The sequence below is a fragment of the Methylobacterium sp. CM6257 genome, assembly GCF_054611515.1.
The window spans coordinates 970005-995532 of the sequence record NZ_CM137735.1; the positions used below are offsets into that span (position 1 = coordinate 970005).

The following is a 25528-nucleotide window of genomic DNA, read 5'->3' on the forward strand; positions in this document are numbered from 1 at the left end:
GATGAGCCCTCCTTCGAGGCCTCTGCTGCGCTCCGGCGCCTCATGATGAGGGCAGAGGTGGGATTCCGGTTTCAGCGCGTCAGCTCCCCGCCTTGGCGTGGACGCCCGCGAAAAACAGGTCCTTCCAGCTCTCCGGCCGGTGGCGGATCGCGCCGGTGCGGGCCATGAAATCCGCGACCTTGCCGACCGCCCGAGGCGTCGCGGTGAAGGACACCTGCGGATCGTTCAGGATCTCGGTGATGAGGCCGACATCGCTCGTGTCGCGGGCGAGCCGCACATAGGCGCGCGCGGCCTCCGCCCTGTCGGCCGCGATCGCGGCGAGCGCCTCATCCAGGGCGGCGCCGAACGCCTCGAAGACCCGGGGGTTCGCGTTCGCGAAGGCCGCGGAGGCCCAGACGACGTTGAAGGTCGAGGGCTCGCCCAGCACGTCGAAGCTGTTCAGCACAGTGCGGATGCCGGACCGGCGCAGCTCCAGCTCCTGGATTGGCGCGGCGGTGAAATGCGCCGTCACCGCGCTGCCCCCGAGGAGCGCCGCCATCCCGTCGGGATGAGACAGGGTGACGGTGAGCCGGTCGAGGTCGTTGCGGCGGGCCGCCCCGAGCTCCTTCTCGGCCGCCATCTGAAGGAACATCGCCTGGACCGAGACCTTCACGGCGGGCAGGGCGATCTTATCCTGGTCGGTGAAGTCCGCGAGCGTGCGCACCTTCGGGTTGTTGGTGTTCATCAGGAGCGGCATGCTGTTCATCGCCGCCACGCCCTTCACGGCCATCGCGGTGCCCTCTGTCTTCGACCAGAGCAGCACGAGGGGCGGCACGCCGCCGGCCGCGAACTGGATCTGCCCGGAGAGCAGGGCGTCGTTCATCGCGGCCCCGCCCGCTAGGGTAAGGTAGCGGGCCTGGAGACCCGCCACGCCGCGGGCGGCCGCAGCCTTCTGCAGCAGGCCCTGTTCCTCCATCAGCATCAGCGGCAGGTGGCCGAGGCTCGGCTGGCGAGCGATCGCCACCGCGCCGACCTCCTCGGCCCGCAGCGGGACAGGGCTCGCCAGGACTGCTGCGGCACCTGCCAGAACGTCGCGTCTGCGCATGACCATTCCCCCCGAAGCGTGTGGACTTCTCAGCCGGGCCGGCGGATCGCCGGCGCCGGCACGCTCTCGATCATCACGTTGATGCAGGCGGGCAGGCCGCTGGCCCGGGCCGCCTCCAGCGCTGCCGGGAGAGCGGCGGCCTCGGTCACCAGCGCACCGAAGCCGCCGAGCGCCTGGACCACCGCGTCGTAGCGCGTCGGAAGCAGGTCGCAGTGGCGCGTCCGCTCGGGGCCGTAGCTGCGCAGTTGGATCTGGTGCTCGGCATTCCAACGCGAATCGTTGCCGACCACCGCGATGAACGGGACACCGTAGCGCACGGCCGTGTCGAACTCGGCCATGTGGAAGCCGAAGGTTCCGTCGCCCAGGATCGCGACCACGGGGGCGCCAGGGCGCTCCAGCGCCGCCGCGATTGCGAAGGGGATCGATGCGCCGATCGTGCCCGAGACGCCGTTGATCAGCCGGCGCCCGGCGCCGACCAGGGCCTGCGGCCATTGCCCGATCTCGCCGCCGTCGCAGATCAGGGTGCCGTCCGGGTGGTCGGCCAGGAAGGCGGCGACTGCCTGGCACAGCTCCACTGGGTGCAGGCGTCCTTCGCGCCCGCGCAGCTCCGCCCAGTCGGGGGGGCGGTGGGCGAGGGCCGCCCGTGCCTCCCGGTGCCAGGCGTCGCGGCGGGGGAGGGCGGTCCCGCGAGCCGTCAGCGCCTCCAGCACCGACCGCGGATCGGCCAGGCCCGAGACGGCGAGGCGCTCCGCCGGTGCCCGGGCCAGCAGCTCCGGGTCCGGGTCGATCACCGCGAAGCGGGCGTCGGGCGCGAGGACGGGCGCGGCGCCGAAGCGCAGTGTGAAGTCCAGAGGCTTGCCGAGGAGGACGAGGAGGTCGGTCCGGGCCAGGATCTCCGCGAAGGCGCCCAGCGCCGGATCGTTGATCCCGCGCGGGCTCTCCATACCGACGACCGGCAGGCCGAGGGTCTCCTCGAGCGCCGCCATCGCGGCCCGGCCGGAGGCGTCGCACAGGGCCGGGCCGCAGGCGACGAGCGGGCGCTCCGCGTCTTCGAGGCAGGCGAGCAGGTCGGCGATCAGGTCCGGTGCGGGCGCGGCCGGGTGGGGTACGGCGCTGTCCGGGCCGAGAATCCGCACGGTGGCGGCGGGGACTGCCCGCTCCAGTAGGTCAACTGGCAGGCTGATATGGACCGGGCCGGGCCGGCCCTCCCGGGCGATCCGGAAGGCCCGGGCAAGGTCGGGGCCGAGGGCCGCGATCGAGCCGGCGGTCCAGGCGGCCTTGGTCATCGGGCGGGCGATGTCGGCCTGGGCCAGTTCCTGGAAGGCGCCGCGCCCGAGCTCGGAAAGACCGGCATGGCCGGAGAGCAGCAGCACCGGCGATTCCGCCGCCAGCGCGGTGGTGAGCGCCGCCGCGCCGTTGGTGTGCCCCTGCCCGCCCGTGACCAGCGCGACGCCGACCTGCCCGGTCAGCCGGCCCCAGGCATCGGCCATGTGGACGCAGGCGGCTTCGTGGCGGGCGTGTACGATGGCGATCCTGGTCTCGAGCAGCGCGTCGAAGACCGGCATGATGTGGTTGCCCGACAGGGTGAAGATCCGGGTGACGCCGAGCGCCTCCAGGGTCCGGGCGACAATGTCGGCGCCGCGCAGGGTCTGCATCGGCCGGTCTCCGTCAGGCGGCGGCGTCGAGGAGAGAGCCCCCCGGCCGGACATGGGTGAAGTGGACCGGCTCCATCGCGAGGTCGAGCGTCCCGCCGCGCTGGCGCACCACGGTGTAGTGCGAGGTCGCGAGATCCGAGGCGTCCGGGAAATCCTCGCGGAAATGGGCGCCGCGGCTGTCGGTGCGGGCGAGTGCCGCCCGGGCGATGGCCTGCGAGACCAGCACGAGGTTCTCGAGGTTCAGCCGGTCCATCCAGGTCAGCGCGTAGCGGCGGTCGCCGTCCGGGGCGCCGGCCCGGGCGACCGCGTCGGAGAGCCCGTCGAGGGTGGCGAGCGCCCTGGTCAGGCCAGTCTCGTCCCGTAGGATGCCGACATCGGCCCACATCGTCTCGTAGAGCGCCTCGCGGATCTCCGGCAGCGCGGTGGTGGGTCGGCCGAGGGGGCCGTAGGCGCGGGCGAGGCCCGCCTCGACGGCGGCCGCGTCAGGCTCGGCGAGGGATGCCTCGCGCTGCACGGCCCGGGCCATGGACTGGCCGGCGAGACCGCCGAACACCGTCGAATTCGCCACCCCGTTCCCGCCCAGCCGATTCGCTCCGTGAACGCCGCCCGTATCCTCGCCTGCCGCGTAGAGGCGCGGCAGCGCGGTGGTGCAGTCGACCGCAAATTGGACGCCACCCATCATGTAGTGGGCGGTGGGGATGACCTCCACGAGGCCGCCCGCGAGGTCGAAACCGCAATCGGCGCAGCGCTCGACCATGCCTTTGAACCGGCGGCGCACGTCCTCGGGCCCGAGATGGCTCATCTGGATATGGACGCCCCCGCTCGGCGTGGCGAAGCCCTCGCGGATGCGCCGCATGATCGAGCGGCTGACGACGTCCCGGGTCGCGCGCTCGCCGCGCGGATCGTAGGCCTCCATGAAGCGCTGGCCGGTGGAATCGAGGAGCCAGCCGCCCGCCCCGCGCAAGCCCTCCTCCAGCACCGTCCCGGTCATGCGGGTGCCCGCGCCGGCGAGCAGCCCTGTCGGGTGGAACTGCACCATCTCCATGTCGCGCAAGGGGAGCCCGGCGCGCAGAGCCATGGCGAGCCCGTCGCAGGACTTGTCGCCCGAGGGCGTGTGGTATTTGTACATGGTCGGGCCGCCGCCGGTGGCGAGCAACACGGCCTTGGCCCGCACCAGCTTCGGCTCGCCGGTGCGCATGTCGAGCATCAGCACGCCGGCCAGTCCCGACCCGTCCCGGGCCGGGATCAGCTCCAGGGCGCGGTGGTCCTCCAGGCGGCGCACGTCCCGGCGCCAGACCTGCTCGGACAGGCGGTTGATGATCTCGATGCCGGTGAGGTCGCCCTTGTGCACCGTCCGGTCGAAGGTCTGGCCGGCAAACGCCTTCTGGTGGACACTGCCGTCCGGGTTGCGGTCGAAGAAGCAGCCGAGCTCGGTCTCCAGCTCGCGGATCCGCACCTGCGCCTCGGTGACGAGCGTCCAGGCGAGCGCCTGGTCGTTCAGCCACTTGCCGCCCTCGATCGTGTCCATGAAGTGCCGCTCGACCGAGTCGCCCGGCGCCAGCGCCACGTTGTAGCCGCCCTGGACCATGCGGGTGCAGCCGCATTTGCCGAGCAGCCCCTTCACGGCGACCGTGACGTCGAGCTCGGGCGCGGTCTTCTTGGCGTGGAGCGCGGCGAACAGGCCCGCCCCACCGGAGCCGAGGATCAGGATGTCGGTCTCGATCTGTTCGGGACTCATCGGGCGTCCTCCAGGGAGGCCAGCACCGCGTCGCGCCGGGCGGCCACGTCGCGCTGCACGTCGGCGAAGAGTGAGCCGCCGTGCGAATCCATGCCGACCAGCAGCGGCCCGAAATCGCGGATCGCGAACTGCCACAGGCTCTCCGGGTGGAGGTCGTCGAGATCGACGTCTACGATCCGCTCGATCCAGGTGGTCTCCAGCGCCGCCGCGCCGCCGACGATCGCCAGGTAGGCGCCGCCGCGCCGCGCGAAGGCGTCGAGGGTCGCCGGTCCCATGCCGCCCTTGCCGACGATCAGGCGCACGCCCTCGCGGTCCATGAGGTCGTCGGTGAAGCGCTCCATGCGCATTGACGTGGTGGTGCCGATGCAGAACGGCGCGTAGCCGACCGGCGCCTCGTTCGAGACCGGGACGCGGTGGACGTTCGGCGCGGTGTGGATCACCGCGTGGCCGTTGAGGTCGAGCCGGGTGCGGCGATCCCGGTCGAACATGTGGATCAGGGTCGCGTCGCGGATGCCGAACAGCCAGCGTCGCAGGGTGACGGTGTCGCCGATCCGCAGGGCGCGGATCTCGGCCTCGCCGGCCGGCATGTCGAGGACGTGGTGGGCCACGGGGTGCTCCTCAATCGAAGGCGATGCCGCCCGGCGTGATCGTCGCGCGGGCGCGGCGGGCCGAGTGGCACTGGATGTTCACGGCGACCGGGTTCTGAGTGATGTGGGTCGCGGCGAGCTCCACGTGGACGGCGAAGCTCGTGGATCGCCCGCCGAGCCCCTGCGGGCCGATGCCGAGCTCGTTGACCGCCCGCGACAGCTCCGCCTCGATCCGGGCGCCCTCCGGATCGGCGCAGACGGAGCGCAGCGGCCGGGTCGCCGCCACCTTGGCGAGGTGCATGCAGAGGTCCGAGGTGCCCCCGAGCCCGACGCCCACGATGGTCGGTGGGCAGACTCGGCCGCCGAGCTCGATCACCCGATCGATGACGAAGCGCTTGGCCGCCCCGATCCCATCCGAGGGCAGCAGCATCTGCAGGAAGGAGCCATTCTCCGAGCCCGAGCCCTTCGGGATCATCTCGACCGTGACCGTCTCGGGCCGGGCGTCGAAATCGACGTGGATGATCGGCACGCGGATGCCGCAGGAGGTCTGCTCGTTCTTGCGGGTGACCGGGTGGACCACGGAGGAGCGCAGGGAGAATTCCTTCGTCGCCCGCTCGCAGCCGCGCCGGATCGCCTCCTTCAGCGCTGCGCCGTCGAAGCCGACGTCGCGGCCGATGACGACGTTGTAGATCGGGATGCCCGTATCCTGGCAGAGAATGTTCTTCGTGCGCTCGGCAACCGCGACGTTCTCCACCATCGTGTCGAGGATGGCGCGCCCGGTGGCGCTGGTCTCGGACCGCTGCAGCTCGGCGAAGCCCGCCTTGATGTCGGGCGGCAGGATCTTCAGGGCGCGGACATAGAGGTCGCGGCAGACCTCCTCGAATTCGCGGATGTCGAGATCCATGGCGGGTCTCCGCTGGCGAGAGGCAGGGCTTAGGCCCCGCTGAGGAGGAACAGGAGGCCGACCGCGAAGGAGGTCGCGAGGCAGCCGGAGACGACGATGGCGGTGCGCTCGCGGTAGCGCAGCCACTCGATGGCGAGCACCCGCAGCCCGAGCGCCATGTGGACGGCGAGCGCGCAGACGAGACCCCACTCGGCGGTGCGGACGAAGCCGTTATGGGTGAGGCCGAGGAAGCTCTCGAGCCGGTCGGCGCCCTGGAGCGCAGTGCCGAGCGCGATGAAGTGCATCGGCAGGAACAGCGCCAGGGCGATGCCCGAGAGGCGATGGATCAGGGCGGCGGCGAAACCCGGCCGGCGGCGGAGATCGCGGGTCATGCTGAGTCCCAGCGTGCTCATGCCCAATAGACCGCGAATGCTGCGCGCAGACCAAGCCCGGCCAGCAGGGCCGAGAAGACGAGCATCGCGACATCGAGGGAGCGGCCGCGCCAGCCGGTCCACTCGCGCAGGACGCTGCGCAGGCCGATCGGTGCGTGGATTGCGGCGGCCAGGACGAAGACCGCGTAGAAGAGCAGAAAGCCGAGATTGCCCTGCGTTCGGCCGAGGATCTCGCCTGCCGTGAGACCGCCGCGCACCGCGTAGAGGATCGTGGCGAGATGGACCGCGACGGCGACCGCCAGGATCGCGGCGGTGCCGCGCTGGGCGAGGTACAGGAGGGGGCTCATCCGCGTCTCCACAGCCGGCGGAGCGCCGCCTTGCCAGTTTCGCGCTTCAGCCCGGCGATGGCGAAGGTCGGGCTCAGCGCCTTCGGACAGTGCTCGGTGCAGCTCATGTGGCTGTGGCAGGAATGGCAGCCGGCATCGCCCGCCACCGCCGCGAGGCGGCCGTCCCGGTCTTGGTCGCGCACGTCGTTGATGAGCGTCCAGGCCCGGTTGAGGGCTGCCGGCCCGAGATAGTCGGGGTTCCAGGTCACGACATCGCAGGCGGCGTAGCAGACGCCGCAATTGATGCACTCGATGCCCGCATCAACCTCCCGGCGCTCGGCAGAGTCCGGCCGCACGACCGCGAAATCCTCGGGCGGATTCTCGCCGGGCTCGAAATAGCCGTGGGCGTCGCGCCATTTCTCGAAGAAGGGCTCCATGTCGACGGCGAGATCCTTCACCACCGGCAGATTGCGCAGGGGCTCCAGGGTCAGCACTCCGTCCGGCGCGACGGCGGCCACCCGGGTGCGGCAGGTCCAGCGCGGGCGCCCGTTCACGGTCATGCCGCAGGAGCCACACATGCCGACCCGGCAGGCGAAGCGGTAGGCGAGCGTTGGATCCTGATCGCGCTGGATCTCGGTGACGACATCGAGCACCGTCTGGTTGGCGCGGCGCGGCACCACGAAATCCGCGAGGGTCTCGCCTCGTCGGATGCGCACCTGCAGCGCCTCGGTCGCGCCATGTCCGACAACGGTGTGATCCACGGGGGCTGTCACCGGGCGACCTCCTTCGGGGCGTCACCGGCCGCCGGGGGCGCGGGGAAGAACAGTTCGCTGTCGCTTGAGGCCGTGGCGGAGACCAGCCCGGCGCGGTTCATATAGCTGAGATAGTCGAGCATACGTTCGGGCTTGGTGGTCCAGGCGTTCTGCGGCGCGCGGATGAGGGCTTCCGCCTCCTCAGGCGAGATCTTCGCGCCTTCCGCCTTGATCCAGAGCGCCGCGGCCCGCGCCGGATCGTCCCGGATCAGCTTGAGGCTCTCCTCCAGGGCTGCCAGGAAGGACGCGGTAACCTTGGGATTAGCCGTGACGAAGCGCGACGAGGCCCAGACGAGGTTGAAGGTATGGGGACCGCCCATCACGTCGTAGCTGTCGAGCACCTTGTGGGCCCGCGGGTCCTTCAGCTCCATCTCCTGAAAGGGCGGGGAGCCGAAATGCGCCGTGATCTCCGAGCGGCCGCCCATCATGGCGGTCTGCGCATCCGGGTGCCCCATCGAGACGGTGAGCGGATCGAGCTTGGCCTGCTGGCCGGGCCCGAATGCCTTCTCGGCGGCCATCTGCAGCGTGATCGCCTGTATCGAGGTCTTGGCGGTCGGCAGGGCGATCTTGTCCTGCGGCCCGAAATCCTTGATCGACTTGACTGCGGGGTTGGTGGTCACCAGCCAGAGCGGCATCGCGTTCAGCGCCGCCACGCCCTTGACCTTGATGTTGCCCTGCGTCCGGCCCCAAATTGTCAGGAACGGGCCGACGCCGCCGGAGGCGAGATCGAGGTTTCCGGAAAGCAGGGCCTCGTTCATCCCCGAGCCGCCGGTGAAGCGCAGCCACTCGGCCTTGACGTCGAGACCGCGCTGCTTGGCCTGCTTCTCCAGCAGGCCCTCCTCCTCCATCACGGTCAGCGGCAGGTAGGAGATCCCGAACTGCTTGGCGAGCCGCACGGTCGAGACCTCGGCGTGCGCCGCGCCGAGAGCCCCCCACAGGGCCGCGACCGTCCCGACCAGCCGGATGATGCCCCGTGCCGTCATGGCGTTCCTCCCCTTTTTCCGCGCCGATCTTGCCTCTCGCGAGTGCGTCAGCGTCGAATCGAAGGATACGCCCCGGCGAAAGTCTGTCAACACTCATATGTCATATATATGACTTACTCCCCGCGGGCGGGGCAGCGGCGGACGCGGCGCCGCCGCGTTGCTCGGAACGGTCGGCATCGGGATGACCCGGGATGCGTGCCGCAACGGTCAGGACTCAGGCAGATGGCGGGAGAATCCACCCCAATCGATCCCCCTGCCGATGGGAGGGTCAGGTTTGCATGCCCCAGCGCCGGATGGTGCGGCGTTCGATGGTCTGGAAGATCAGGTTCTCGACGACGAGGCCGATCAGGATGACGGTGAGCAGGCCGGCGAACACGTTCGGGATGTCGAGCATGTTCTTGTTCTCGAAGATGAACCAGCCCAGCCCGCCCGAGCCCGAGGAGACGCCGAAGACCAGCTCGGCCGCGATCAGGGTGCGCCACGCAAACGCCCAGCCGACCTTCAGGCCCGTCAGGATCGCGGGAAACGCCGCCGGGATCAGGATCCGGCCGATCAGCCCGGGCCCGGACAGCCCGTAATTGCGCCCGACCATCTTCAGCGTCCGGCTCACCGACAGGAAGCCCGAATGGGTGTTGAGCGCGATCGCCCAGGTCACCGAGTGCACCAGCACGAAGATCAGGCTGCCGTTGCCCAGGCCGAACCAGATCAGCGCCAGCGGCAGCAGCGCGATCGCCGGCAGCGGGTTGAACATCGAGGTCAGCGTCTCGAGGAAGTCGGTGCCGATCCGCGACGCGATCGCGATGCCGGTGAGCAGGGCTGCCAGCGCCACGCCGGCGGCGTAGCCCATCAGCAGCACCTTCAGCGAGGACCAGGCGCGCGCCGGCAGCGTGCCGTCCGCCAGGCCGTGCACGAACGCCGTCACGGTGGCCGAGAAGGTCGGGAACAGCAGGTCGTTGTCGAGGTAGCGCCCGTAGGCCTCCCAGACCGCCGCCAGCACGAGCAGGATCACGGCCTTGCGCAGCCAGGCCTGGTTGTAGAGCCGCTCGGCGACCGAGAGCGGCTTCTCAACCACCGGGGCGGCGTGGGCCTGACCCGTGTCGCGCACGATCTCGGGGCGCGCCGCTGCCGCGGCGGCCGGGCGCGGCGGGGCGAGGCCGGTCAGGGGCGGGGTGCCGGTCAGAGGCGTACCGGTCAGGGCCTGGGCGCTAGACATTCTCGGCCTCCTGGATCTCTTCCGAGAACAGCATCTGCTGGATGCGGCTCTCCAGCCGCAGCGCCGCCTCGGGCGTCTCGGCGCTGTTGAGTTCGGCCTTGACCTCGCCGGGATGGGGCGAGAGCAGCAGGATGCGCGAGCCGACCTTGATCGCCTCGGGGATCGAGTGGGTGACAAACAGCACGGTGAAGCGCGTGCCCTCCCACAGCGCCAGCAGCTCGTCCTGCATGCGCCGGCGCGTGAGCGCGTCGAGCGCCGCGAAGGGCTCGTCCATCAGCAGGATGTCGGGCTCCATCGCCATGCCGCGGGCGATGGCCACGCGCTGCTTCATCCCGCCCGACAGGGTGTGCGGGTAGCTGTCGGCGAACTTCGTCAGGTTGACCTTGTCGATGTACAGGTTGGCCCGGTCCAGCGCCTCCCGGCCCCTGAGCCGGCCCGAGGCTTCCAGGGCGAAGACCACGTTCTGCCGGACGGTCTTCCACGGCAAAAGCTGGTCGAATTCCTGGAACACCATCATCCGGTCGGGGCCGGGCTCGGTGACCGGCCGGCCTTTCAGCCGGATCTCGCCCTCGGTGGCGGCCATGTAGCCGCCCACCGCCTTGAGCAGGGTCGACTTCCCGCAGCCCGACGGGCCGAGCAGGACGAACCGGTCCCCGGGCCAGACCCGGAAGCTCACCCGATAGGTGGCCGTGACGAGGTGCTCGGGCGTCTTGTAGCGAAGCGTGACGCCGTCCACCTCCAGCAGAGGCTGACCCGTGTCCATCCATCCTCCCTGGCGCCGCGGATCAGGCCGCGGCCGTTCACGATCGTGTCGTGCTTTGGTCTATGTCGCAGCAATCCGGAGCGTCGTTCTGGCTGCCACTCCACCGGCCTGGACGGCTGCTCCGCGTTCAAGTTCTGCGACGTACGGCCCAACCAAGTCGGGAAAACCGGAAGCAGCGCCCAATCTCGATTTCACAGCACGCCCTTCCATCGAAAAGCGCAGATCTCGGCAGAATGCGCTCTGATGCCCAAGCGCCTTCTCGCAAGCCGCGACGGATCCAAGGGCATCATATATCATTTACAAGACTGCTGGCAACGGAGGCACACCTTGCGCGCGATCGAGCCCCTCCCGAGTCGGAGCCGGCTCGTACCTGGATGTGGTGGGCACAAGCCACGCGAGCGTCGCGGCTGACCACAGACGTCCGCCTTCTCACTTCGGATTTGAAATTCAGAGTGTCCGTCTCCGGTCGCGATCAGCTCCGGTCGCGATCAGTCTTCAACATTCGTCTGCGGCCGATCACTGCCACCACCCGGCTGACGACGCGGTGCTCTCGCTCCACGAGATGTTCGGCAAGACCGGCACGGTGCAGGCGCAGCACCACATCCTCGACGAGACCGAGATCGTCGACGGCATCGACGAGCTCGGCGTGCCGGTCTACGGCCGCACGAAGAGCGCCTACCGGTACGGCTCGCAGCTCTCCATCGAGAAGACCCGCCGGATCGCGCCCTACCAAGACGGACGGCATCGAGGAGGCCCTTACCGTCGCGAACGACTGAAAGCATGAAAGCGCGGTCCTTGCCGACGACGACCTCGCTTCAGCGGTGCGAGGCCAGGCGCCGACGCACTCTGGCAAGGAAGCGCTGCCGCGCATCCGCCGTACAGGCGTCCATGTTGGTCAGAACCAACCAGTCCAGGCGGCAGCGCGGCGCGCACAAGGTTCGGATGCCACGTCGGAACAGGCGCCAATCCGGCCAGCCGACCAACCAGAGCAGCCAGCGTGGCGAGCCATAGGTGGTGACCACCGTGATGCGGCCGATGTTCGTGAGCAGAGGCTGCAGCACACCCGGGCCATTGAGCTTGAACGCGATACCGGGCAGCCAGATCCGGTCGATCCAGCCCTTCAGCATGGCCGGCATACCGAACCACCACGTCGGATAGACAAAAACGAGAGCGTCCGCGTCGCGGAGGGCGGCGACGTGGTGGGCTGTCGCCCCGGTAGCGGTTTCCTGTTCGTAGTAGTTGCGTCGCTCATGTGCGCTGAGGACCGGGTTGAACCCTTCCGCATAGAGGTCGCGCACCTCGACCTCGTGCCCAGCGGAGCGCAGTCCCTGAATGGCCGCGTCGCGCAACGCAGCGGCAAAACTCTCCGCGAGGGGATGGCAGTAGATCAGCAGGACGCGCATAGGATGCGTTCAACCCGCAGATCGGGCTTCGGTTCTGATGCCTGCGCGGCAGTACGACCGAGCAGTTGGACCGAGCCAGCCGGTTAGTCGCCGCCCAGTGCAGACATCCGACCGTGGATCGAGGGGCCATGTGTCGCCGAGAGCGGTGTCTCGCTTTCGAGGTGCAGCCCGCGCGAAAGCGGCCTCTGGCGATCGAGCCCGACCAAGCCCGCTCGAGCTCGCCGCCAATGCCGGAAATGTCGAATGCGCATTCTACAGATTGATTGACGAAACAGCAGAAAACTGCGGGATTCAAGTATAATCGAAACCGCTTTCAATATCTGCTTGCTTCGGCTTTCATTAGCGCTGCCGCGCTTATTGCCTCGGATGACTGCGACTTGCGGCGATCAGAGCATCCGCTCCGGCACGAGAATGAGCTTCGGCGCAGCAACATGGTTGCCGTCAATATCGGCGAAGGCGCTTGCTCCCGCTGCCAATGACCGCTCCTCGACCCAGTCGAGAGGGCCGAGCCGGCCACCGACGAGGGCGTCGACCACGTCGCGGAACTCCTGCATCGTGTAGCAATAGCTGCCCGACACCACGATCTCCTGCAGCGTGATCTTGCGGATGTCGAGCCCCTCCTCTCCGGGCAGGAGCCCGATATGCACGATGACCGCCCCCGGCCGGGCGAGCCGGCTCGCTTCCGCCCGCGTCGCGCGACTGCCGACGGCGTCGAGGATCAGGTCGGTGCTGTCGGGATGCGGACCTCCGGCATCGCCGGGCGCATGGCACCGGACGGTCGGGATGCTGCGTGCGGCGGTCGCGCGCCGCTCGGCATTCGGCTCGACGAGGACGATCTCGGCTGCTCCCTGCATGGCGAGGACCAGTGCCGCCCCGAATCCGATCGCGCCGCCGCCGAGGACCGCGCAACGCACACCCGCGAGAGGACGGGCTAGCAGTCGTGCCCCCTGATTGACGGCGTGGTAGGCGACGGCGAGCGGTTCGGCGAGGGCGGCGCCGGTGGCCGAGAGCGTATCCGGGATCGGCACGAGGTTACGCTCGGGGACCCGGACAAATTCGGCGAAGGCGCCCTGACGCGGCGGCATCGAGAGGATCTGACGGTTCGGGCAGAGATGCGAGCGTCCGGCCTCGCAGGCCGGGCAGCGTCCGCACGTGACCAGCGGGTTGATGGTCACGCGTTCGCCAGCTCGTGGCCCGTCTGCGATCCGGCCGGACGCCTCGTGTCCGAGGATGAGGGGGGCCGGGCGGCGCGCGTCGTGGCCGTGGTAAGCATGCATGTCCGAGCCACAGATGCCCACCGCCTCGACACGCACCAGCACCTCGCCGGCCTCGGGCACAGGGATCGGCACTTCCTGCAGGGCGAGCGCGTGCGGGCCATTATACACGAGCGCTTTCATTGCAGGTTCCTCAAGATGCGCGCGAGCTCTCACTTGGCGGTGAAGCCGCCGTCGACCGCCAGGGTCTGTCCGGTGACGTAGGCGGAGGCTCCTGACGCGAGAAAGATCACCGCGCCGTAGAGATCGGCGAGTTCGCCGTTGCGACCGCAGGCGGTCTGGGCGGCATAGCGTGCCGTTCGATCGGGATCGTCGAAGACCGCACGGGTCAGGGGGGTCGGGAAGAACCCGGGCGCGATCGCGTTGCACGTCACGCCGCGCGCCGACCACGCCTCCGCGATGGCGCGGGTGAGTTGCACCACTGCCCCCTTCGCGGCGCCGTAGGGCGCGGAATTGGGGAAGGCCCGGTAGGATTGCAATGACGCGATGTTGACGATCCGCCCGAATCCGCGGGCGGCCATAGCCGGCGCCAGGGCCTGGGTCAGGAGAAAGGGCGCACGCACATGCAGAGCCATGTGCAGATCGAACGCTTCCGCCGTCACCGCCTCGAAGGGTTGGCGCAGGTTCACCCCGGCGGCATTGACGATGATGTCGACGGGCTGGCTGCCGAGGCGCGCGACGAGGTTCCTGACGGCCCCGGCGTCCGCGAGGTCGGCCGGAAAGCCCTCGCAGGCGATCGCTTCCGCGCGCAGTCCCGCGGCCGCCGCCGCGAGGTCGGTCTCCCGGCGGGCGGTCAGGATCAGGCCGGCCCCTGCGAGTCCGAGGGCGCGCGCGAGTGCGAGGCCGATCCCGGAATTCCCGCCGGTGACGAGCGCCGTGCGGCCGGTCAGGTCGAACAGCGGTGCGAGGCGGGAGCTCATGCCCTCACCGCGACACCGAGATCGAAGTTGTGACCCGGGAAATACTTTGCGAGTCGGTCGTCGGCCGTGCGGGCATGTGCTTCCATGCCTTCCAGGCGGGAGATCCGTGCAGTAGCCTGGGCGATGGTCTTGCATGCTTCCCGGTCCATGCGCTGCCAGGTCAGGGGTCGCAGGAACTTGTGCACGGAGAGGCCAGCCGAGTAGCGGGCGGCGTACTTGGTCGGGAGAATGTGGTTCGGACCTGAGGTCTTGTCGCCGAAGGCGACCGTCGTCTCCTCGCCGAGGAACAGCGAGCCGTAATTGCTGAGTGCGCCGAGCCACCAGTCAAGGTCGGCGGCGTGGACCTCCAGATGCTCGCTCGCGTAGCGGTCCGAGACCGTGACGACTTCCGCGCGGGTGCCGCAGACGATCACCTCGCCGTAGTCGCGCCAGGCTGCGCCGGCCGCGTCCCGCGCAGTTGGGGGCAGCGCGTCGATCAGGCCGGGCATCCGGGCCATCACGTCATCGGCGAGCGCCCGGGAGGTCGTGAACAGCCAAGCCGGACTCTCATGTCCGTGCTCAGCCTGGCCGACGAGGTCGGACGCGACGATCGCCGGGTCGGCCGTCTCGTCGGCGATGATGCCTACTTCGGAGGGGCCAGCGAAGACGTCGATGCCGACGCGACCGAACAGCATGCGCTTGGCCTCGGCGACGAACTTGTTGCCCGGCCCGACGATGATGTCGGCGGGCTTGCCGGTGAACAGTCCGAAAGCCATCGCGGCGATCGCCTGCACCCCACCGAGGGTCATGACTACGTCGGCGCCCGCGACCTGCATCGCATAGAGAACGTAAGGGTGGATGCCCTCGCCGCGGTAGGGGGTCGAGCAGGCAACCACGGTCGGCACGCCGGCCGCCTTGGCGGTCGCGACCGACATGTATGCCGAGGCGATGTGGGCGTAACGTCCCGTCGGCACGTAGCAGCCGGCGACGTTGCAGGGGACGAGTTTCTGCCCCGTGGTCAGCCCCGGAACCAGCTCGACGGCGAAGTCGCGGACGCTGTCGCGCTGGGCCTCCGCAAAGCGGCGCACCTGTCCCGCGGCGAAGACGATGTCCTCCTTGACGCTCTCGGGGATGTCCCGCGTGCGCCGGGCGATTTCCTCCGGCGTCACGATAATCTCGCCGGTCCACTTGTCGAGCGATCGGGCGTAGTCCCGCACCGCGTCCTCGCCCCGTGCCTCGATAGCGGCGAGCATCTCGGTCACGACCTGGCGGGCCGTGTCGGTCTCGGTCTCCGGCGTTTTGGTCGCGCGCTTTACATATTCGATCGTCATGGGACTTGCCTTTTCCCGGTGCCTGGGAGGATTGCCGTGCGCTTGCGAACCGCCGCGCTCAGCGTTGAGAGGCTGCCGCGTCGAACTCTGTGGCGAAGGCCTTGAGCTTCGGATCCGCCGCGACGCGCTTCATGAAGCTGTCGTCGATGTAGCCCTTGGGGTCGGGAGCCTGCGGGATGGTGCCGCTATCGGCCATGAACGCGCCGATCTGCGAGAACCAGCCATCGACCTGCGAGGGGCCGCTCGTCCGCGCCATCGCCTTGAGCTGCGCATCGAGGGAATAGGTCGGCCGCAACGCGAATTCCTGGTCGATCGCTCGGTCGGACACCTCGACGCCACCTTCGGCGTAGAAGCGTTTGGCCATCGCCCGGGCCTCATCGGGATGGGCCTTCGCCCATCCCCAGCCACGCAGGTAGACCGCTAGGAACTTGGCGACCTCATCCGGATGCGCCTTTGCGAAGTCGGCACGGGCAATCAGGGCGCCCGGCACCATCGCTTCGGCATCTGCCCCGCTGCACAGGAGCCGCGCGCCCGCCTTCTCCTCCAACGTGTAGGTATTGGGCGCCCAGACGCCGACCACCTCACCGGCGTTGGCCATCATCGCCGAGATAATCTGCGCCTGCCCGAGATTGACGAAGCGCATGTCGCGCGGGCCGAGCCCCCACTTCTTGAGACACGCTCGCGCGGCAAAGTCTGCGGTGGAGTTGGTGGTGACGAGAAGTTTCTGGCCAGCGAGCTGCTTCGGATCCTTGACGATCGCATCGTAGCGCTCGCCGCGCACCATCAGCACGTTGGTCTTCGACTCGTCGTTGGTGAGGCCGATCGTCAGCAATCCGAAGCGCGCCGCACCGAGGATAGCTGGAACGGAGCCGGCGCCGCCAACATCCCAAGATCCCGCCTGGGCAGCGGCGACCTGGGGTGCGCCGGCTGGGAACACAGCGAAGTTCGGCTCGAAGCCGACCTCCTTCCACCATCCCTTCTGTGTCGCGATGTAGAAGGGGAGCGCCCAGTAGAGCGAGGGCTGATAGGAGACGCCGATCCGCTCAAGGTCCGCAGCCTGGGCCTGAGGCGCCGATAGGGCCTGTGGCATCAGCGCGAGGGCACCCGCGAGCAGGTATGCCAACCCCCGGCCTGCGGGATTCCTGCTTATCCGGTTCTCGACCATGTTTCGTCCTCCCTCAGATTGCTGATCGGCCCCTCAGTGGCCGGCCTCGCTCTTCTCTTCGCGCAACGATTTCCAGATGTGCGTCCGCAGATGGACGAACGATTCGAGGTCCATCACGTCCTCGATCCTGGCGTGATCTTCCCAGCGCTCCGCCTCGCGGATCGCCTTGACGTCGATGATCTCCTTGATGCGCCCGGGGCGCCGGGTCATGACCGCGACCCGGTCGGCGAGGTAGACCGCCTCCTCGACGCCATGGGTGATGAACAGGACGGTCCGCGGATTCCTGCGCGCGAGGCGGACGAGTTCCTCCTGCATCACCACGCGGGTCTGTGCATCGAGAGCGCCGAAAGGCTCGTCCATGAGAAGCACCTCGGGTTCCAGGACGTAGGCGCGCGCGATGGCGACGCGCTGCTGCATCCCACCCGAGAGCTGGTGCGGATAGGCGTTGGCATGGGTGGATAGGCCGATCATGCTGATCGCAGCCGCGACTCGCGCGTCGCGCTCGGCTGCCGGCAAGCCCTTGTTGCGCAGGCCGAAGGCGATGTTCTGCGCGACCGTCTTCCAAGGGAACAGCGCGAATTGCTGGAACACCACGGCGCGGTCCGGCCCGGGTTCGGTGACGGGCTTGCCGCCGACCACGATCCGGCCGCTGGTCGGCGCCTCGAAACCCGCAACGAGGCGAAGGCACGTCGTCTTGCCGCAGCCTGAGGCGCCGACGATCGCGACGAATTCGCGGTCGGCTACGGTGAGATCGACCCGCTCGAGGGCCTTCACCGCGCCGCCACCGAAGCTCTTGTCAACCTGCTCGAATCGGATGGAACTCATCGCGTCACCTCAGGCCTGTTCGAGATGCGAGCGGATGCGGATCTCGAGCAGCCGAAGGCAGACGTCGATGATCACGCCGATCAAGCCGATGGCGACCATCCCGACCATTACGGTCGTGGTCGACACCGCACCCTGCGCCTGCACCATCATGTAGCCGACGCCCGTCGAGGCCACGATCAGCTCGGCGCCCACAAGGGATTGCCAGCCGAGCCCTGCGCTGATGCGCAGGCCCGCGACGATGGAAGGTAGTGCCGCCGGCAGCAGCACCTCGGTGATTGTCCGGTGGCCCGGCGTGCCGAGCATCGCGGCCGCCTCCATGAGGCGCGGATCCACGTATCGGGCCCCGCGATAGGCGTTGATCAGGCAGGGTGGGAACGCGCCGGCGAAGATGATGAGGATCGGGCCACCGACCCCGGTGCCGAACCACAGGGCCGCGAAGGGCACCCACGCAATCGGGGCGATGAAGCGCAGCCCGTCGAAGATCGGCGTGACGATGTCGTCGAGGAGCCGCGACCAGCCCATCATCAGGCCGAGGGGGACGCCGACGGCGACAGCGAGCAAGTAACCGGCCAGGAAGCGCTGGAGGCTCGAAGCGACGTGCGCGAGAAGTGTGCCGCCCGCGAACGGCGTCGTCATCAGGGTCGCGAACCGTTCGATGACAGCGACCGGTCCCGGCAGGAACACGGACGATACCAGACCGGACCGGGATAGCGCGGCCCAGAGACCCAGGAACGTCACGGTACCGATCGCTCCGAGGGCGAGACTGCGGCGAAGCGGCAGGGGCTGGCGATACGCGATCATGCCGGCGCCCCGCGCATCTCTGCCCACACGACGGCACGTCGCTCGGCTATCCCGAGGAGCGCGGTGCTGCCGGCACCTAGGATCCCGACAGCCGCCATGCCGACCAGGATCATCCCCGGATAGAGATCCTGCTGCGCAACGTTGAGGACGTAGCCGAGGCCCGCGAGCGAGCCGACCAGTTCGGCAGCGACGAGGGTGGTCCAGCTCGCCTGCAGCGCGAGGCGGAGGCCGGTGAAGATCATCGGCGCCGCTGCCGGTGCGAGCACCTCAAGAACGAAGCGCAGCCGCGGCGTGCCCAGCATCTGTGCCGCCTCGACGAGGTGCGGCGAGACGGAGCGTACGCCCGCATGGGTACTGATCACCGCGGGCGGCAACGCCGCGATGACGATCACCATCACCTTCGCTTCGTCGCCGAGACCGAGCCACAGAATGGCGAGCGGGATCCAGGCGAGCGGCGGGATTGGGCGCAGCAGCAGGAAGACGGGATTGATCAGGGCTTCGGCCGTCCGGCTCCAGCCCATCAGCAGGCCAAGGGGAACGCCGAAAGCCACCGAGACGACGAACCCGAGAGCAACCAAGCGCAGCGAATGCAGGATGTGGGTGAAGAGCGTCGCGTCCGGATAGCCGCGAACGAGAGCCTGGATCGCCGCCGTCTCAACGTCGGCCGGTGCCGGGAAGCGCCCGGCTGAGATCAGGCCGAGCCCGGTGGTCGCGGCGTACCATAGGACGGCAATGGCGACGAGCGTCGCCATGCCGACGAGCATGCGGCGGCTGAACTTCACGGCATTTCCTCTCGCTGCAGCGGCCGTCTTGTCGCGCCTCGCTGCATGTGCATTCAATGAATGCGCTTTCATTGAGCGCGCACTCGTCTGGTTTGTCAATAAGTGCACGGGCGAGAATTTGGCCGGATCATCGAACACCCGACTGCGAGCGGGTCACTTCACTGAAGCTGTTGCGTTTTTTTGAATGCGCATTCATCACTCTGTGTACTGGGGAGCCGATCGAGAGTGCAGGCCGTGAAACGTCAGCAGCGCGCAACCTTGCGAGCGGTTGCCCTTCAGGCGGGCGTCTCGCCGGCAACCGCTTCACGCGCGATGGCCGGAGCGCCGATCGTCCATCCTGATACAATCCGGCGGGTGCGCGCGGCTGCCGAGTCCCTGGGCTACCTGCCCGGCGGCCCCGCGCAGGCCCTGGCGTCGGGCCGAACGCACACGATTGGCGCCATCATCCCGACGCTCGACCACTCGATTTTTGCGCGCGCGGTCCAGGCCCTGCAGACAACCTTGGCCCGAAACGGCTACCAGCTCCTGCTCGCAGCCCATGAATACGCGGCCGCAGAGGAGGCTGCCCAAGTGCGATCCATGCTCGGACGTGGAGTCGACGCTCTGATTGTGGTCGGCGCGGATCATCTCCCTGAAACATGGGCCCTTATGATCGAGGCGCCGATACCGGTGGTGCTGACCTGGTCATTCGACGACCGGCTGGATTCGATCGGCTTCGACAATGCTCAGGCGGGCTATCTCGCGGCCAGGCATCTGCTCGCAATGGGTCATCGACGGTTCGGCATGGTTTCGGGCTTCACCCAGGCTAACGACCGCGCCCGTCTTCGCATCGCAGGTGTGAGGCGGGCGCTCGCGGCAGAGGGTCTCGATCTCCCGAATGCCCGGATTTCGCAGCAGCCATTCTCTCTCGCCGGCGGTCGGGCCGGCCTCTTGCAACTCCTGGGGCTTGCCGAGCCCCCGACGGCCGTGGTGTGCGGAAACGATCTCCTTGCCGTCGGCGTCCTCCTCGAGGCCGAGCAACGTGGCCTTGTCATCCCCCGCGATCTATCGGTCGTCGGCATCGACAACCTTGAGATCGCAAGCCATATCGCGCCGTCTCTGACGACCGTTCATCTGCCGACGGCCGAGCTCGGGCGGGAGGTCGCCGAGCATCTGCTTGCCCGTCTGCGAGGCGACCCCCGGGGCAGCCGCACGGAGATGCCGATCGAGCTGATTGAGCGTCGCTCCTCCGGACCGCCGCCAACATGCGGTGATAAATCGGCCGGGGAAGGTTAGGGCTGAGGCGAGATACGGCAATCGACCGGGTGGCGCTTCAACGCGGGCTGGTAATATCAACGCAGTCAGCCATCCGCTTCGGAGAAGATTTGCCGGAAAAGCTGACGGTCTTTGAGCCGGCTGGATCTTACCATCCGACACTCTTCGGCCTTGCGGCAGGCAGCAATACCTCCGCTTCCGCGAAGGTGTGTTCTGGACTGCCATCGCTCAGGTTGCTCCGCAATCCAGCGCAGCGCCAGATTCCGACCTGACCGCTAAGACGCTCCTCAGGCGGTTTTGGCGGGCAGAGAGAAGAGATCGACAAAGGATTGCGCGAGATCGGCCTCGCCAGCGAAGGCGAGCGTTCCGCCCGCACCGTCTCTGACCAAAGGCGCCTTGCCATAGATCGTGCGGCGCATCGCCATCGTATTTCCGGTGAAAGCGAGGTCGGGCGCCTCCATGATACCACGGCTCACGCAGATCTCGCCGCCAGTCACTGTCGCGATAAAGTCCTCGCCGGGGAAATGAAACGCAACTGACACAGGCAATTCCGCGGCGCGCTTTCGGTCGACAAGGGCCTGGAGCGACATCATGGCTGAAGCCGCCGACATGAACAGGCTCGGATCGTGCCGCGGCGAGCGCGCCGCCCAGCGACCCAGGTCGCGCATCAGCGGCGCGGCCTCACGGCCCCACTCCGTCAGATCGTAGACCTGCACGTTGGCCGGCGACGGCAGCCGGAAGCGGCAAACGATGCCTGAATCTTCCAAGCTTTCCAGGCGCTGTGTCAGCACGTTGGCGCTGATGCCCGGAAGGTTTGCCCGAATCTCGCCGAAGCGGCGGGGGCCGAAGACCAGTTCGCGCATGATCAGCAGCGACCAACGCTCGCCAATGAATTCCAGGGCGAGGGCAGTGCCGCACGCGTCGTCGTAGCGACGCTCTCGCGTCAGCGATGCCGCTTTAGTTATTTTTTCTGACTGCATGGTTGCTTTGTATAACTGATGATGGCAGCCTGGGCAAAGCGGGGCCGTATGCGGCGCCGCGATGCGGTCGACACGCCTGTTGTCACGGAGGAATGCGCCCGATGCCAATTGTCGAGGGTAAACCCATCTGGTTCGAGCTGAACGCGACCGACCAAGACGCGGCGCAAGCCTTCTACGAGGCTGTCGCCGGCTGGCGCGTCGCGCCATCGCCGATGCCCGAGCACGGCGGCTACCGAGTCGCGGAGGCTAGTGGGACGCCCGTGGCCGGAATCCGGCGGTCGATGCCCGAAGCCCCCGGCCTTCCGGGCTGGGCCGTCTACCTCGCGACCCGCGACGTCGACGCCATGGCATCCCGAGTGGTGGACCTCGGCGGCAGGATCCGGTTCGGGCCTGTCGACATTCCCCATGTGGGCCGTTTCGCGATGGTCAGCGACCGGCAGGATGTGGTGTTCGCCCTGATGGGTGCGACGAGCCCCAGCGAGAGCCGGGCCTTTGGGCCGGTGCCCCTCGGGACGGAGCAAACCCTCGGCCACGGCGTATGGATCGAGCTCGCAACCCCCGATCCCGAGGCTGCCTTCGCGTTCTACGGGGCGCTGTTCGGCTGGGAGAAACTCGGGGCCATGCCGATGAACGGGCGGGGCGAGTACGCCTTCATCGGCCGGGGCGACCTGCGCCCTGGTGCGGTGATGTCGAGTGCAGCCACCGGCGCGCCGGCCCGTTGGAATTGGTACGTCCATGTAGCCGATATCGATGCCGCGCTCGCCACGGCCCGGGAGAGGGGCGGCACGGTGCTCCAGGGGCCCGATCCGATCCCTGGTGGCAGCTACTCGGCCAACATTGCTGATCCGGCGGGCAACAGGCTCGGCCTTGCCGGCCCGCGCCAAGCTGCGTGAAGGGAGATGAGCGATGACGAGCGAGAAGTTGACGACTTGCCTGTGGTTCGACCACGGTCAAGCCCGCAAGGCTGCGGAGTTCTATGCCAAAACCTTCCCAGACAGCAGTGTCGCCGCGGCCATGTATGCCCCGTCCGATTTCCCCGGCGGACCTGAGGGCGCGGAACTCGTCGTCCAGTTCACCGTACTCGGCCGCCCGTTCGTCGGCTTGAATGGCGGACCCAACTTCAAGGCTAATCAGGCGGTCAGCTTCATGGTGCTGACCGATGATCAGGCGGAAACCGACCGCTACTGGGAGGCCATCGTGGGCAACGGCGGTGAGGAAAGCGAGTGCGGCTGGTGTAAGGACCGCTGGGGCTTCTCCTGGCAGATCACGCCGCGCGCGCTCCTGCGCGCCAACAGCAATCCCGACAGAGCCGCGGCCCGGCGCGCGTTCGAGGCGATGATGACCATGCGCAAGATCGACATCGCCCGGATCGAAGCTGCGGTCCGAGGAGGCTCTGCCGATGCGTAAGATCACCGGCTCCCACTTCGAGTCGCTCGACAGCGTGATTGAGCTATCCGGCGGGCCGGAGAAGGTCACGACGCAGGATTAGTTGGTGCAGCTTAGGTGACGGCCTCAGTGCTCCAATGCAGCTCTTTGCAGCGCCCGCCCGGGCTCTCCGATTGATACAGAAAGCCGCCCAAACCAAACGCATCAGCGGGGCCGCGCGCTCAGCTCCGCCACGGCCACCAAGCCGTCGCTGAGGTAGCGATTGACCGTGCCAATTGACAGCCGCTCGCCAGGCATGTGGTGGCGGACCTGCCCGATCGCTCCGTGCTCTCTCAGCTCTCGGACAAGGAACTCGCGCTCGGCGTTGGTGTCAGCATCGGTCGCGTGGGTGATCTGGAAGCTGAGGCGCGTCAAGGATAACCCAATGTCCTTGGTCGCAGCACCAATCCACAAGGCGCGCTCAGTGTCGGCCGGCCGGCTCGAGGCGAGCCAGAAGGCTACGGTGCCGAGAGTCGCTTCCGCGCGTTCGATCGAGATGCCCCAGAAGCGGACGTGATGGCGCTTGCGCGGGCTGTTATCGATTGATCGCTGGAAGCCAACGTCCTGTCCCCGGCCGAACAGGTAGAGCGTGCTGAACGGGGCGCTTGAATAAGGCCGGTTCAGGACGAAGGCGCACGCCATTTTCCACGAGCTGCTGATCCCGAGCGGATCGGCCTGCGTCCACCCGGCTTGAACGAAGGCGCGGCGCAGCTCGTTGGAGGTGCCGATCAAGGCCAGGTTCACAGGATCGCCGGGCAGGCCATCGCCAGTCAGCGTGTAGGTGGGGATAGAGTTTCGGTTGAGGATGCGCGCACCGAGCCGGATCGCGCGAGGCAGGATCAAGTAGGCGCTGGCTGCGTAGGTGGACGCCAGCGCCAGGACGAGCGGAAGGCGGCGATCGGCGACGTCGTAAAACAGCACCAGGATCAGCCAGACCGTCACGAGACCGAGGACCGCCACCAGCGTGCGTTGGCCAAGCAGCTTCAAGCGCCTCACGGGGTAGTCCTTCCCTCAGCCGCATTCAGATGACCTGATGAGGCGCGCCGGTCGTCGAGGCGGACCTCAACGCGGCAATCCTCCGGTGTCGGGGCGCGTCGCCGGCGGCTCGGTTTCCAACCCGACATCCCGGAGGCGGCGAGAGTGCACCATCGGAAGGATCGAAGCTTCGGTCTCGGGAGCAGGTGAGCCTTGCAAGTCCGAGAAGTTTGATCCTCAGCAAAAAGCGCAAAAAGCGATGCCCGGCGCAAATCGGGCAGGCTCCTTTCTGTCCGAGCGGGCGTTCGTTACGCGACCTCAGTAGCCGTAATATCCACAGCCGCCGTAAGGTCCGTATCCGTAACCGTAGGGGTCACAGTAGTCGTAGGCTGCCGGCGCATAATCGTACCCGTATGGCCCGTAGCCGTAATACCCGCCCGCCAGACCATAGCCGATCGCCGCGCCCGTGAGCAGGCCGAGACCGGCGCCGTAGCCATAGCCACCCCAGCCGCGCCCGTAATAGCCGCGCCCGTAGCCATACCCGAACCGGCCATGCCCGCCCCGAAAGCCGCCGTATCCGCCTCGGAAGCCGCCATAGCCCCCGTGGAAACCAGCGCCACGGAACCCACCACCGAAGCCGCCGCCGCCGAAGCCGCGCGCATCTGCGCCAGTCGGCGCGAAGGCCAGAGCGGCAAGCAGCGCAGTCGATGCCAATGCAAGGCGTGTCATGACGATCAACTCCGATCTGAGAGGGCGCCCCTGGCTACAACTAGGGAATACACCAGACGATCCGTCAGACAGCCGCTGAATATTGCCGAGGAGAGACGATTCCTGGCCGTTCATGGTTCTCGGCGCCGCTCGGGTTCTGGGTACGGAACCGTCGAAGGGCTGCCGAGGGGCGGCGGGCCAAATCCCGTGCAGTACGTTCTCGGATCCGGGCGGATCATGGAGCGGGCCTAGCGATGCGCTGATGATCCACTTTCAATCTTACACAACCGACGACCCATCTCTCTAGGTGACGCTGTCGATGCGGCAAAATTTGCTAGTTTGGCTGTCTCCCGTCGACTGGCTCACGCAACGGCCATGATCATTGATCGACGTACTGGGCTGATCCAGCTGCTCCGCGAGGGCCTGCGAGCGCTCCTCCTCCTCTTTGCCTGGGATGTGCTTGTCGTCGTCGTCTTCCAGATGGCGCACCGGCCCTGGATGGACCAGCCCAGCCTGCCAACCTCGCTGATCGGCTCCGCGCTCGTGCTGTTCCTCAGCGTACGCAACAACGCCGCTTATGCCCGGTGGTGGGAGGCGCGCACCCTGTGGGGAGCGGTGACCAACAACGCCCGCTCGTTCTCGCGCGAGATGGAGACGCTGTTCGGCGGCGCACCCGACCTCACCCGAGCCATGGTGGCCTATGGCCACGCGCTGCGCGGTGCCCTGCGCGGGAATGACGTTACGGCGGAGCTTGAGCGGCTTCTCACACCAGACTTGGCCGCCAGCATCCAGGGGCGCCGAAATGTACCCAACGCGATCCTGCACGCAATCGAAGGCCGGTTGCGATACTTGGCCGAGAAGCGCGCGGTTCACCCTGCGCTGCTCGCTTCAGTCGATCGCATCCTGTCCGACATTGCCAATGCGCAAGGTGGGCTTGAGCGCATCCGCAACACCCCCCTGGCCATCCAGTTCTCGGCCGTGCCGGGCGTCCTGGTCCGGGCGTTCTGCCTGTTGCTGCCGCTGTCCATGGTGCAGGAACTGGGTTGGATCACCCCGCTGGGCTCGACCGTAGTCGGATTTCTGTTCCTGGCCCTGGACGAGATCGGGTTGGATTTAGAGGATCCGTTCGCAGACAGCCCACACGCGCTGCCGATGCTCGCGATAACACGTACCATCGAGATCGATCTTCTCCAATCGATCGATGAGCCAGCGCCCAAGCCAATCCGCGCCCGCCGCGGTGTCCTCGCTTAGACGACGCTGCCTGCTCAGC

At 67.9% G+C, this 25528-nt stretch carries 26 protein-coding genes and 1 pseudogene; 5 read left to right on the forward strand and 22 right to left on the reverse strand.

The features are described 5' to 3' along the window. Nucleotides 1-79: 79 nt before the first annotated feature. From ACYCO6_RS04605 to ACYCO6_RS04655, 11 genes are all read right to left on the reverse strand, one after another. Nucleotides 80-1084, reverse strand: a complete 1005-nt coding sequence (locus ACYCO6_RS04605; RefSeq protein ID WP_459769738.1) for an ABC transporter substrate-binding protein — start codon at nucleotides 1082-1084, stop codon at nucleotides 80-82. 29 nt (nucleotides 1085-1113) lie between these two features. Then, nucleotides 1114-2739, reverse strand: a complete 1626-nt coding sequence (locus ACYCO6_RS04610) for a thiamine pyrophosphate-binding protein (RefSeq protein WP_459769740.1) — start codon at nucleotides 2737-2739, stop codon at nucleotides 1114-1116. A 13-nt stretch (nucleotides 2740-2752) separates the two neighbouring features. Then, nucleotides 2753-4477: an L-aspartate oxidase gene (locus ACYCO6_RS04615; RefSeq protein WP_459769742.1), complete on the reverse strand. Its 1725-nt coding sequence runs from the start codon at nucleotides 4475-4477 to the stop codon at nucleotides 2753-2755. Then, on the reverse strand, nucleotides 4474-5085 hold the full coding sequence (locus tag ACYCO6_RS04620) for a fumarate hydratase C-terminal domain-containing protein (protein WP_459769744.1): 612 nt from the start codon (nucleotides 5083-5085) through the stop codon (nucleotides 4474-4476). Before ACYCO6_RS04620 ends, ACYCO6_RS04615 begins: the two co-directional genes overlap by 4 nt. A gap of 10 nt (nucleotides 5086-5095) precedes the next feature. Next, nucleotides 5096-5968: a fumarate hydratase gene (locus tag ACYCO6_RS04625; protein ID WP_459769746.1), complete on the reverse strand. Its 873-nt coding sequence runs from the start codon at nucleotides 5966-5968 to the stop codon at nucleotides 5096-5098. A 29-nt stretch (nucleotides 5969-5997) separates the two neighbouring features. Further along, a complete protein-coding gene (locus ACYCO6_RS04630; protein ID WP_459769748.1) occupies nucleotides 5998-6339 on the reverse strand; it encodes a succinate dehydrogenase, cytochrome b556 subunit in 342 nt (113 codons plus the stop codon). 17 nt (nucleotides 6340-6356) lie between these two features. After that, the gene (locus ACYCO6_RS04635; protein WP_459769750.1) at nucleotides 6357-6686 is read right to left on the reverse strand and encodes a succinate dehydrogenase; all 330 of its coding nucleotides are present in this window, start codon (nucleotides 6684-6686) and stop codon (nucleotides 6357-6359) included. Further along, complete coding sequence (locus ACYCO6_RS04640; protein WP_459769752.1) at nucleotides 6683-7438, reverse strand: succinate dehydrogenase/fumarate reductase iron-sulfur subunit; 756 nt, start codon at nucleotides 7436-7438, stop codon at nucleotides 6683-6685. Before ACYCO6_RS04640 ends, ACYCO6_RS04635 begins: the two co-directional genes overlap by 4 nt. Then, the gene (locus tag ACYCO6_RS04645; RefSeq protein ID WP_459769754.1) at nucleotides 7435-8460 is read right to left on the reverse strand and encodes an ABC transporter substrate-binding protein; all 1026 of its coding nucleotides are present in this window, start codon (nucleotides 8458-8460) and stop codon (nucleotides 7435-7437) included. The genes ACYCO6_RS04640 and ACYCO6_RS04645 overlap by 4 nt, the downstream gene beginning before the upstream one ends. Nucleotides 8461-8728: 268 nt before the next feature. Then, nucleotides 8729-9673 (reverse strand): ABC transporter permease, encoded by a 945-nt coding sequence (locus tag ACYCO6_RS04650; protein WP_459767016.1) that lies wholly within the window; start codon nucleotides 9671-9673, stop codon nucleotides 8729-8731. After that, complete coding sequence (locus ACYCO6_RS04655) at nucleotides 9666-10436, reverse strand: ABC transporter ATP-binding protein (protein ID WP_459767013.1); 771 nt, start codon at nucleotides 10434-10436, stop codon at nucleotides 9666-9668. The genes ACYCO6_RS04650 and ACYCO6_RS04655 overlap by 8 nt, the downstream gene beginning before the upstream one ends. A gap of 517 nt (nucleotides 10437-10953) precedes the next feature. Here ACYCO6_RS04655 and ACYCO6_RS04660 point away from each other — a divergent pair. Continuing rightward, nucleotides 10954-11172 (forward strand): annotated as a pseudogene (locus ACYCO6_RS04660) (homospermidine synthase); the annotation flags it as partial. Nucleotides 11173-11251: 79 nt separating this feature from the next. Here the strand turns inward: ACYCO6_RS04660 and ACYCO6_RS04665 are convergent. The 8 genes from ACYCO6_RS04665 to ACYCO6_RS04700 all read right to left on the reverse strand — a co-directional run bounded on the left by ACYCO6_RS04665 (nucleotide 11252) and on the right by ACYCO6_RS04700 (nucleotide 19054). After that, nucleotides 11252-11839, reverse strand: coding sequence for an NAD(P)H-dependent oxidoreductase (locus ACYCO6_RS04665; RefSeq protein ID WP_459769756.1), 588 nt, complete (start codon nucleotides 11837-11839; stop codon nucleotides 11252-11254). Between the two features lie 386 nt (nucleotides 11840-12225). After that, nucleotides 12226-13236, reverse strand: coding sequence for an alcohol dehydrogenase catalytic domain-containing protein (locus ACYCO6_RS04670; RefSeq protein ID WP_459769758.1), 1011 nt, complete (start codon nucleotides 13234-13236; stop codon nucleotides 12226-12228). 29 nt (nucleotides 13237-13265) lie between these two features. Next, entirely contained in the window at nucleotides 13266-14033 is a 768-nt protein-coding gene (locus ACYCO6_RS04675; protein WP_459769760.1) for an SDR family NAD(P)-dependent oxidoreductase, read from the reverse strand. Continuing rightward, nucleotides 14030-15343: a sulfopropanediol 3-dehydrogenase gene (hpsN, locus tag ACYCO6_RS04680; RefSeq protein ID WP_459769762.1), complete on the reverse strand. Its 1314-nt coding sequence runs from the start codon at nucleotides 15341-15343 to the stop codon at nucleotides 14030-14032. The genes ACYCO6_RS04675 and hpsN overlap by 4 nt, the downstream gene beginning before the upstream one ends. Before the next feature lie 58 nt (nucleotides 15344-15401). Beyond that, entirely contained in the window at nucleotides 15402-16466 is a 1065-nt protein-coding gene (locus ACYCO6_RS04685) for an ABC transporter substrate-binding protein (RefSeq protein WP_459769764.1), read from the reverse strand. Nucleotides 16467-16541: 75 nt separating this feature from the next. Continuing rightward, nucleotides 16542-17333: an ABC transporter ATP-binding protein gene (locus tag ACYCO6_RS04690; RefSeq protein WP_459769766.1), complete on the reverse strand. Its 792-nt coding sequence runs from the start codon at nucleotides 17331-17333 to the stop codon at nucleotides 16542-16544. A 9-nt stretch (nucleotides 17334-17342) separates the two neighbouring features. After that, nucleotides 17343-18134, reverse strand: a complete 792-nt coding sequence (locus ACYCO6_RS04695) for an ABC transporter permease (protein ID WP_459769769.1) — start codon at nucleotides 18132-18134, stop codon at nucleotides 17343-17345. Further along, nucleotides 18131-19054 (reverse strand): ABC transporter permease, encoded by a 924-nt coding sequence (locus tag ACYCO6_RS04700; protein ID WP_459769771.1) that lies wholly within the window; start codon nucleotides 19052-19054, stop codon nucleotides 18131-18133. Before ACYCO6_RS04700 ends, ACYCO6_RS04695 begins: the two co-directional genes overlap by 4 nt. Before the next feature lie 87 nt (nucleotides 19055-19141). Here ACYCO6_RS04700 and ACYCO6_RS04705 point away from each other — a divergent pair, with 87 nt between their 5' ends. Continuing rightward, nucleotides 19142-20191 (forward strand): LacI family DNA-binding transcriptional regulator, encoded by a 1050-nt coding sequence (locus tag ACYCO6_RS04705; RefSeq protein WP_459769773.1) that lies wholly within the window; start codon nucleotides 19142-19144, stop codon nucleotides 20189-20191. A 266-nt stretch (nucleotides 20192-20457) separates the two neighbouring features. On the opposite strand, the gene ACYCO6_RS04710 is transcribed toward ACYCO6_RS04705, so the two are convergent. Beyond that, entirely contained in the window at nucleotides 20458-21150 is a 693-nt protein-coding gene (locus ACYCO6_RS04710; RefSeq protein ID WP_459769775.1) for a winged helix-turn-helix transcriptional regulator, read from the reverse strand. A 101-nt stretch (nucleotides 21151-21251) separates the two neighbouring features. Here ACYCO6_RS04710 and ACYCO6_RS04715 point away from each other — a divergent pair, with 101 nt between their 5' ends. Together ACYCO6_RS04715 and ACYCO6_RS04720 are read left to right on the forward strand one after the other, a co-directional pair. Further along, nucleotides 21252-22043 (forward strand): VOC family protein, encoded by a 792-nt coding sequence (locus ACYCO6_RS04715; RefSeq protein ID WP_459769777.1) that lies wholly within the window; start codon nucleotides 21252-21254, stop codon nucleotides 22041-22043. 13 nt (nucleotides 22044-22056) lie between these two features. Further along, entirely contained in the window at nucleotides 22057-22557 is a 501-nt protein-coding gene (locus ACYCO6_RS04720) for a VOC family protein (RefSeq protein ID WP_459769779.1), read from the forward strand. A gap of 183 nt (nucleotides 22558-22740) precedes the next feature. Here ACYCO6_RS04720 and ACYCO6_RS04725 read toward each other — a convergent pair whose 3' ends face one another. Both ACYCO6_RS04725 and ACYCO6_RS04730 read right to left on the reverse strand, forming a co-directional pair. Continuing rightward, the gene (locus ACYCO6_RS04725) at nucleotides 22741-23571 is read right to left on the reverse strand and encodes an LssY C-terminal domain-containing protein (RefSeq protein ID WP_459769781.1); all 831 of its coding nucleotides are present in this window, start codon (nucleotides 23569-23571) and stop codon (nucleotides 22741-22743) included. Between the two features lie 297 nt (nucleotides 23572-23868). After that, a complete protein-coding gene (locus ACYCO6_RS04730) occupies nucleotides 23869-24279 on the reverse strand; it encodes a hypothetical protein (RefSeq protein WP_459769783.1) in 411 nt (136 codons plus the stop codon). 354 nt (nucleotides 24280-24633) lie between these two features. Between ACYCO6_RS04730 and ACYCO6_RS04735 the strand changes: the two genes are divergently transcribed. Further along, nucleotides 24634-25509 carry a bestrophin family protein gene (locus ACYCO6_RS04735; protein ID WP_459769785.1) on the forward strand — a complete coding sequence of 292 codons (876 nt, stop codon included), beginning with the start codon at nucleotides 24634-24636 and terminating at the stop codon, nucleotides 25507-25509. Nucleotides 25510-25528 lie beyond the last annotated feature (19 nt).